This is a genomic window from Candidatus Jordarchaeum sp., from assembly GCF_052745115.1.
Genome location: NZ_JBRAKS010000166.1, coordinates 1 through 8,575, shown reverse-complemented (window position 1 = coordinate 8,575; position 8,575 = coordinate 1). Strand labels below are relative to the sequence as shown.

General features: G+C 41.1%; 7 protein-coding genes. 5 read left to right on the top strand and 2 right to left on the bottom strand.

Annotated features, from left to right (window positions below):
- Nucleotides 1-254 precede the first annotated feature (254 nt).
- The 4 genes from ACUVXA_RS12260 to ACUVXA_RS12245 all read left to right on the top strand — a co-directional run bounded on the left by ACUVXA_RS12260 (nucleotide 255) and on the right by ACUVXA_RS12245 (nucleotide 2,693).
- A complete protein-coding gene (locus tag ACUVXA_RS12260) occupies nucleotides 255-539 on the top strand; it encodes a 50S ribosomal protein L35ae (protein ID WP_445871557.1) in 285 nt (94 codons plus the stop codon).
- A gap of 202 nt (nucleotides 540-741) precedes the next feature.
- Nucleotides 742-1,497: an ATP/GTP-binding protein gene (locus tag ACUVXA_RS12255; protein ID WP_445871556.1), complete on the top strand. Its 756-nt coding sequence runs from the start codon at nucleotides 742-744 to the stop codon at nucleotides 1,495-1,497.
- A 174-nt stretch (nucleotides 1,498-1,671) separates the two neighbouring features.
- Nucleotides 1,672-2,070 carry a type II toxin-antitoxin system VapC family toxin gene (locus tag ACUVXA_RS12250; protein ID WP_445871555.1) on the top strand — a complete coding sequence of 133 codons (399 nt, stop codon included), beginning with the start codon at nucleotides 1,672-1,674 and terminating at the stop codon, nucleotides 2,068-2,070.
- A gap of 191 nt (nucleotides 2,071-2,261) precedes the next feature.
- Nucleotides 2,262-2,693: an Lrp/AsnC family transcriptional regulator gene (locus tag ACUVXA_RS12245; RefSeq protein ID WP_445871554.1), complete on the top strand. Its 432-nt coding sequence runs from the start codon at nucleotides 2,262-2,264 to the stop codon at nucleotides 2,691-2,693.
- A 30-nt stretch (nucleotides 2,694-2,723) separates the two neighbouring features.
- On the opposite strand, the gene ACUVXA_RS12240 is transcribed toward ACUVXA_RS12245, so the two are convergent.
- Complete coding sequence (locus ACUVXA_RS12240) at nucleotides 2,724-3,737, bottom strand: NAD-dependent epimerase/dehydratase family protein (RefSeq protein ID WP_445871553.1); 1,014 nt, start codon at nucleotides 3,735-3,737, stop codon at nucleotides 2,724-2,726.
- Nucleotides 3,738-3,870: 133 nt separating this feature from the next.
- Between ACUVXA_RS12240 and ACUVXA_RS12235 the strand changes: the two genes are divergently transcribed.
- The gene (locus tag ACUVXA_RS12235) at nucleotides 3,871-4,617 is read left to right on the top strand and encodes a helix-turn-helix domain-containing protein (protein ID WP_445871552.1); all 747 of its coding nucleotides are present in this window, start codon (nucleotides 3,871-3,873) and stop codon (nucleotides 4,615-4,617) included.
- A 490-nt stretch (nucleotides 4,618-5,107) separates the two neighbouring features.
- Here ACUVXA_RS12235 and ACUVXA_RS12230 read toward each other — a convergent pair whose 3' ends face one another.
- Complete coding sequence (locus ACUVXA_RS12230) at nucleotides 5,108-8,440, bottom strand: DNA-directed RNA polymerase subunit B (protein ID WP_445871551.1); 3,333 nt, start codon at nucleotides 8,438-8,440, stop codon at nucleotides 5,108-5,110.
- Nucleotides 8,441-8,575: the final 135 nt, after the last annotated feature.

The window sequence follows — 8,575 nt, the reverse complement described above, 5'->3', positions numbered from 1 at the left end:
CAATTATTCTTTTCGAACTATCCCAACAACCCACATACTTAAGGCGCCTTCTCATCCACCAACAATCCAATAAATCTAAAGTATAATATTATAGATTCACTGTTACTATATTCATATTACAGTTTAATTAAACTATTCTGTATTTGGATTTAGAGAAAATAATTATTTACAAGAGGCTCTTAAATAGGTACCATAATGCTTTTTAAAGAATAATGTCCATTTACCCTAGAACTCGCTAATCAAAGGTGCCTAAAATGTCTGAGAGTACCGCTACTGAAAGTAGAAAGTGTATTATCCTAAACTATATCCGCAGCCCAGACGATCAAAAAAACAAATTCATGGCGATTAAAATACAAGGGATTGATTCAGACAAAGAAGCTGCGAGATTCATTGGCAGATCGGTGATATGGCAAACTGTTTCTGAAAAAAAATTGAAAGGAAAAATCATCAAAACCCATGGTAAAAACGGCATAGTAAAAGCAAGATTCGAAAAAGGTCTACCCGGACAAGTCATCGGGAAAGAAATAAAATTGGTCTAAGTGCTCCCCTTTTTTTCAGATTTATTCTGTAACCTCGGTTTTTTCCTAGGAACTATTCTTCTTTCTTAGAATTAGTACAACCAGAAAAAAGGTTAAGAATTTTCAATCTTCCCACTATATTAGAATAAAAATTAACTCCTCTTTACTAAAAAATAGAAATAAGATTTTAAAAAACTATGCTAAATAGATAGGGGTAACATAAGTGTTAGCAGTTCCTTTTTTGGGGCCCGCTGGCTCGGGTAAGACTTCTCTCACAGAAAGTTTCGGCGAATTTCTAGCCGAAAAGAATTATAAAGTAAAGCTTTTCAATCTGGATGCTGGGGCGGAGTACTTGCCTTATACTCCAGATTTCGATATACGGGATTTTTTCCGAGTTTCTGAAATAATGAAAACTGAACACATTGGTCCAAACGCTTCTATAATAAGGGCCAGTCAGAAGATATATGAAATGTCCGATCAGATTTTAGAACAAATGAAAAAAAACCTGGCCGACTTCATACTAATAGATTTTCCAGGTCAACTGGAAGTTTTTGCTTTCAAACCCACCGGAAGCATGTTTATGGAAAAACTCCAACGCAATATGCGGGTATGTGGGATCTTCCTACTAGGCGCAGACACTTCTCCCACCGCTTCAGGATTCGTTGTCGCCCTTCTAATGAGCATGGCAGTTCAAATACAACTTGGCATAAGCCTGATAACAGTTCTACACAAGTCAGACATACTAAAATCCAAACAATTTGTAGGAATGCTTAACAATCCAGAACTACTCAGAAAAAATATCGCAAATATAGAACAGGGCGGAGTAATAAATGACCTAGCACTAGACTTTCTTAAAATCGTAAATAATATACGTCCTGCAGTGAGGGTGATCGCAACCTCAATAATAAACCGTGAAGGATACGAACAACTCTTCGACCTATTGCATGAAATATTTTGCACATGTGGCGACAATTATTAAAATTAGATTGATTTCCCGCTTCCCCATTTTCACTAGTAAATGTATTTCCAATTCCTAGTTGCTTTTTCACTTCAGCAACATTTTTATTATTCATTGGTGTAACAATTTTGATTGCCTTTATCTGATTATAAACTATTGCTAACCATGGGTTTGTTTAGGTTAATGGTGATTAGCTTGATTCTGGTTGCAGACTCATCTTTTCTTTTCAGCCTCATGGAGGGAAATAGTGAAGTCACTCAAATCTGGGGGAAAGCCAAAACTGAGGGAAATCGGATATACATACCCACAATTTCAATCACCTTCTTTGTAAAGAAATGTTATCGAGAGGGGAAAAGCGAATACATTGACTTGATACTCGCAGTATTAAAACAAACCCTAAACGTAACTATGGTTGTTTGTGACATTGGTGTTTCCATTGACGCGGGACGACTTTTAGAAACAGTTGGCGCTGATATCGAAGAGGCCTTCATTCTCGCAATTGCAAGTTTAAAAAATGCTAAGGGGGTAATGACCATTAATAAAGGCAAGTACTTATCAGCCGTAAAAAAAGGATTAATCAAAACCGTTCTTTAAAAACCTTTTAAATGCAAATTAGAGTCCAAATCTAAGGCACTCGCATAAAATTACTTTGACTTAAAATACTTAAATATCCAAAGTTTAAAACTTATTTTCTTCAATTTTTCAAAAAAATTTTCGAAAAAAATTAACCAGCAAACTTATATGCCACATTAACCAAGAATGCATAATTAATCGGGGGTCAAGCCATGAGTACCGACAAACTAGACCAAAAAATTCTCAACATACTCGAAAAAGACTCCCGATCACCCTTAAAAGAGCTAGCTGAAAAAACCGGGGTAAGCGCTGGAACGGTCACAAACCGAATAAAAAAATTACAAAACTCAAAAATAATCAAAAAATTCACAATCAAAATCGACCACCGAAAACTAGGATACGACATCCTAGCAGTACTACTAATCGAAACCAACTCCCAAAAAACAGAAGAAATCGCCAAAAAAATCTCCAAATACCCCGAAATCATCAAAATATGCGTCTGCACTGGGGGAGTCTACGACATCATAGCCATAGTAAAAAGCAAAAACATGGAAGACTACTCCCTATTCAAACAGAAAAAAATCACACAACTACCAGACATAGAAAAAGTAAAAGACCTAATGATCACCGAAGAATACGATTAACCAAACAGATTCTAATTTTACAGCACTTGATTAAAAATCTTCAAAAAATCTTTTGAGACTTGGCATATTAATGAACTTTTTTCCCTCACTTTTGTAGAAAGGAGACTGGCTTAGGAGGTATATTCGGGCAAAAGTTTTCACCATTTTATTAAAAACTCTCTTCACACCCACCCTTCTACTTACATTACTATAGTATTCCTCCAATGTGCACCTTTGATACTTGAGTAGTGCCTGGGACCGCTCCGTGTCCATCCACCCACAATGAAATTTTCCTTTACTGAAAGCTTCCTCTGGTAGAAACATTCGGCCTAGTCCAAAAATTTCCATCATCCGGTTCAAGTATTCTCTGAAAGTCGTCTGACAATGTTCCCCACCCGCGATGTGGAAAGTCTCGCCCCAAATTTCTTCGGTTTCCACCGCATTTGCTAGGGCGAGACCTACATCTTTTGTGTCACAAATCTCGATGTGCGTGTCAAGAGGCATGTGGAAAAGCAAGGGATCCATTTGGAGCTTGTCTAAGCTAGTGATGTAACTTAAGCGGAAAATGGCAAACTTCAAGCCAGACTTGCGAATTAAATCTTCTGCTTCAAGTTTCTGTTTAGCATACTCATCTTCATCATTTGGATTTGGTGGATCAGTAACCCTGATGTAAGGATTTTTTAATCGGTCTCCATAGACAGAAATAGACGATGTATAAATGATGCGGGGATGCAATGGTTGTTTTTGCATAGCAGAGATCAAATTTGCAGTGCCTCCAACGTTAACAGAGCGTGCAAACTTAGGCTGCTTATCAGCAAGAGGCGGAATAATCGCGGCGAGATGTATTACAATTTCGCAACCTGCTACCGCAGTTTCCACATCCGCTTTATTTCTCAGATCCCCCCAAATAATTTCTACTTTATCCTCATATTTTCGAGCTAATTTACGGTTCCTTCTGTTATTCACTTCAAATGCTCTAACATTGTATCCCCGGCTAATTAATTCATCGAGTGTGCTTAATCCTACATTACCAAATGCGCCCGTAAGCAGAATTTTTTTCATCATATCTCTCATCCTGAGAATATTGCATTGTCCTTGATTTGATAATGGGAATAAGAACACAAATTATATTTGGTTGCAATCGCAACCATGTATCAGAAAAAAGTCATGATAACAATTTTTCAAAAGGTATAATGAAATGAAAACCATACGCCTACAAATCTCAGGCAAATTTTTGGACGCTTTAGGCATGACCCAGATGTTGGAAGATATTGACCGGGTGGATGTTCTGAACGCTTACCAGTACGACCAAAAAAACTTCTTCTCCTTGCAGAAGATATGTTTCAAACCTGACAAAGCTTCCCAGATAGACCAAATCATAAAGCAGAAATTAAACCCCAACTACTTTCTGAAACTAAAACAAACTGGGAGTGAACTCCTTTGCATAATGAAACAAAGACGAACAGAAGGATTTTTTCCTGTTCTAGAACCCGGACCCTGGGCGTTCATATTCCCTATCTCAGTAACACACGACCTAATTCTTATCAACATATTGATACAAGAAGAATATATTCCAAATCTCTACAATATAATCTCAGCTTTCACAGACTCCTACAAAGTCATTGGAATAAGTAATCTTGACCCAACGGACAATATCAGCCACCAAATTGGCCAATACCGCATCCCTTTACCAAATTTTACCACACGCCAGCAAGACATAGCAACCTATGCAGCCAAAAACGGCTACTTCAATAGCCCCAAAAAAATTACTGCAAAGCAAATAGCCCAACACTTCAAAATCTCTGAAACTGCAGTTAACAAGCACCTCCGAAAAGCTGAAAACTTGGCTATGAAATACTTCTTCGGGGAATATCTCAATAAATCACCAAAAAGAAGAACATCACATATTCAACATCATGCAGAAATCTCCCCCAACACTGAATGAACGCATTAAACCCCTAAACTCCCACCTCTTCTCATAAAAAATGGCTCACTCAGAACAAAGAAGTGATTATTATGAGAGAATTTCTCAAATCTTCGCAAATAATTTTTTTAATAACACTTGTGTAGTCAGTGAGGTGATTACACCTTTAAACATTTTTGCCCCCAAGCAGCGTTTCCATTGAAATCTTCAAATAATACTGTTAACCGCAATAAATGCTGGGCCAGTGATTCTACTAAGTTGCTAAGTACAACACTTTCAACGTAAAACTCTTAGTTAAATTAGAGAGCTGGGTGTGAAAAAAATATTTTATTCAGTTGATAAGCCCACGTTTAGAATTAAAAGGAAGAAGAGCTTGAAAAACTACTCTTTTAAGCACTTGGATCTAGTGATGCGCCTCTGGTTCTGTTTTTCTAACCAGTTTCTAAATAGTTTGAAAGAGGCTCTATAAACGCCTCCTTTTTTAGACAACCTAACTATTATATATTCTTCTTTAGGTTTTATCCGCAAGCTTAAGTCTAGGAGCGATACCCAAAGCCATAAGCTCCTGCAGCAGCAGCTTGAAGGCATAACTCATATTCACCTTGGCTACACGAGTATCCTGCTCACCACACAGAGGACAATAGTAACGACCCTTATTCTTATCGTAGACTGCGAGCATACCACACTCCTCACATACTAGAGTAGTAGTCTTATCCGACTCCTCAACAAGCTTCTCCTTCAAAACCAGCGAGGCGCCGTAGCCTATTAGGCAGTCTCTTTCCATTTCTCCGAATCTTAGTCCTCCTTCTCGGGCTCGTCCTTCTGTGGGTTGTCTTGTTAGTATTTGTACTGGTCCTCGTGCTCTTGCGTGAATTTTGTCTGATACCATGTGGTGTAGTTTCTGATAGTATACGACGCCGATGAATATGTCCGCTTCGTATTTTCTTCCAGTTATTCCATTGTACATTACTTCCCGGCCATTGTATTTGAGGCCTCTTCTTTTTAGTTCTTCTCGTAGGTTTTTTAGTGGTTCTCCGCTGAATGCGGTTCCGTCGATTTTTTTTCCGCTGAGTGATCCTACTTTTCCGGCTATGGATTCGATTATTTGTCCGAGGGTCATTCGGGAGGGTATGGCGTGGGGGTTGACTATGAGGTCTGGTACTACGCCGTCTTCTGTGAAGGGTAGGTCTTCCTGGGGTACTATTAGTCCGATTATTCCTTTTTGCCCGTGTCTTGTGGCGAATTTGTCTCCGAGTTCGGGTATTCTTTGATCCCTGATTTTTACTTTGACTAGGCAGTTTCCATCTATGGTTTCGGTTACTGATACTGTGTCGACGGTGCCGGTTTCTCCGTGGCGCATGCTGGTGGAGGTTTCTCTTCGAGTTTGGGAGGGTAGTTCGAATCCTGCGTTTTCTTCTAGGAATCTGGGGGGGCTGGTTCTTCCGATTATTATTTCGCCGCCTTGTACTTCAACTTCGGGCTCAATTATTCCGTCTTCTGATAGGTGGCGGTAGGCTTCTGCGGCGCGGTATCCTCTGACGCTTCTGTCGGGTATTTCGAATTTGTCTTCTTGTCCTCCAGGGTATTTTCTTTCTTCCGCTTCGTAGCTTCTGAAAAATGTGGATCTTCCGAGGCCTCTTTCTAAGGAGGCTTTGTTTATTATTATGGCGTCTTCTATGTTATATCCTTCGTAGGATAGTACTGCTACTATGAAGTTTTGTCCTGCGGGTCTTTTGTCGAATCCCGTGGGTGCGGTGGCTCGGGTGTTGACTATGGGTGTTTGCGGGTAGTGTAGTAGGTGGGCGCGGGTGTCTGCTCGGGTTCGGTAGTTGGCGGCGTACAGGCCTAGTGCCTGTTTAACCATTCCGGCCTCGTAGGTGTTTCTGGGGCTCTGGTTGTGTTCAGGGAAGGGTATTATAGAGGCGGAGATTCCGAGGATGGTGTTGGGGGCGACTTCTAGGTGGGTGGTTTTTTCATTTATGTCTTGGGGGGTCATAGCTATGTAGGTGTTTTCCTCTTCCTCGGCGTCCAGGAATTCTATTACCCCTCTGCGGATGAGATCGCTGAACTTCCATTCTTTGCTTCTGAGTTTTGCTACGTGTTCGCTGGTGAGTTTTGTAGCCCCGTTTTCAACTATAATTAGGGGGCGTCTTACGCGTCCCGCGTCACAGTTAGCCTGAACCTCATTAGTATCAGAATAATAGGCGATGTTGACTTCATTATTTATTTGCCCACTTCTTCTACGTTTTTTGACCTCTGCCACGAAAACCAGTGGTTTAGAATGTATCCCCAATAGTCGGCCGTTAAGGTAGACTTGTGCACCTTTAACTCTCCCTCTTTCAATTTCTTCGATGGGTTGCACTCCTAAGTCTACGAAGATGCTTTCTATTTCTCTCTCGTCTGCACCTACTGAGATGTAGGCTAGGAGTGCTAAGTTCTTTACTAGTCCACAGTTTGGCCCTTCAGGGGTTTCATTGGGGCAGATTTTACCCCAGTGCGTAGGATGCAGGTCTCGGGCCTCAAAATGGGGTTGACTCCTGCTCAGAGGGGACACAACTCTTCTGAGGTGGCTTATTGCGGACATATAGTTTGTTCTGTCCAGTAGCTGGCTTACTCCGGCTTTTCCACCCACCCAGTTGCCGGTTGCCAACGCGTGGTGCAAACGGTCAGTGATGACATCTGCTCGAACAGCGGTTTTAATGTTTCTACGCCTACCTCTAACCGCGTTCCTCTCAAGCTGATATTTAATATCTCTGGTGAGGCTGAGGAAAGCTACCCGGAACAAGCTCATTAAAAGATCTCCGGCAAGCTTCAACCTCTTATTAGAGTAATGATCCTTATCATCCTCAGTTCTCTTCTCCAGGGCTAACTCAATTATATGTGAGGCCATCTGGCCCAAGTAAAACGCTTTTCTTAACCGGTCAGTGTGCTTGGTGCCTATGTGTGGGAGAAGATAACGGTCCAGAACCTGCTCCGCCCTCTTTAAACGATAATCCCTAGTCTGGCCCACAGCAACACGCTTACCAACATAGTCCAGCGCCTCGTCACGAGTAGTGATTTCAGCCGCCGCCTCAATCGAGGGAATTAACTCCCGTACAACATCATCCTCTTCAGCTATCGCATTAGCAATTTGCTGATCACTCTCCAGCCCCAAGGCCCGCATCAAAACAACTATTGGAATCTTCCCCGGAACCGAAGGAAAAGAAATCCGAAGCGAACCTTCACGTCTCCGCTCCATAGTCACCGGCGCCCTGAAACCCTGAGCCGTACTAAAAACCTTAGCCACATGAGTAGACGAACTACTCTTGTTAGCCGCCTCAATAAGAATACGATTAGGAGCAAGATCCTCTTGGGTAACCAAAACTCTCTCACTCCCATTAATAATAAAGTAACCTCCCGGATCATCCGGATCCTCACCCAGACTAATAAGCTCCTCTCTACTTAAATCCGATAACGGACACTTTTCAGATTTCAGCATAATGGGCAAACGCCCAATATAAACCTCAACCGGAGGCTCCTCAGTATCACCATCCCGATAAACAATAGACATCTCCAAATGCAAATTCGCAGCATAAGTCAAATTACGAATACGAGCCTCATTTGGAAAAACAGACATAGTGGAACCATCAGCCTCCTTAATCGTAGGCTTCCCAACATCAATCTTACCCAACCTAACATAATAGTTCTCACCCTCAGGCTCAATAACACCAACCTCATCCACAATTTGCTGAAGCCCGTGTCTCACAAACTCATCATAAGAATCCAAATGCTGCCGAACCAAACCATTCTCCTCAATAAAAGCCTCAACAACACGCCAACTATCAACCTGCTCAACATCAGACATAACAACCACTTCTAAAAACAACTATACAATCATAATCAGCACAAGACACTAACCAATCCCAAAACAGCCACAACAAAACAACACTATCTGACAAAACACTAAAACAAAGGACTTTATATTTTTTATCATAACTAC

Bases quoted from the DNA above. Each gene is read 5' to 3' on its own strand.
- ACUVXA_RS12260 (WP_445871557.1), top strand. From the start codon at position 255: ATGTCTGAGAGTACCGCTACTGAAAGTAGAAAGTGTATTATCCTAAAC.
- ACUVXA_RS12245 (WP_445871554.1), top strand. From the start codon at position 2,262: ATGAGTACCGACAAACTAGACCAAAAAATTCTCAACATACTCGAAAAA.
- ACUVXA_RS12240 (WP_445871553.1), bottom strand. From the start codon at position 3,737: ATGATGAAAAAAATTCTGCTTACGGGCGCATTTGGTAATGTAGGATTA.
- ACUVXA_RS12235 (WP_445871552.1), top strand. From the start codon at position 3,871: ATGAAAACCATACGCCTACAAATCTCAGGCAAATTTTTGGACGCTTTA.
- ACUVXA_RS12230 (WP_445871551.1), bottom strand. From the start codon at position 8,440: ATGTCTGATGTTGAGCAGGTTGATAGTTGGCGTGTTGTTGAGGCTTTT.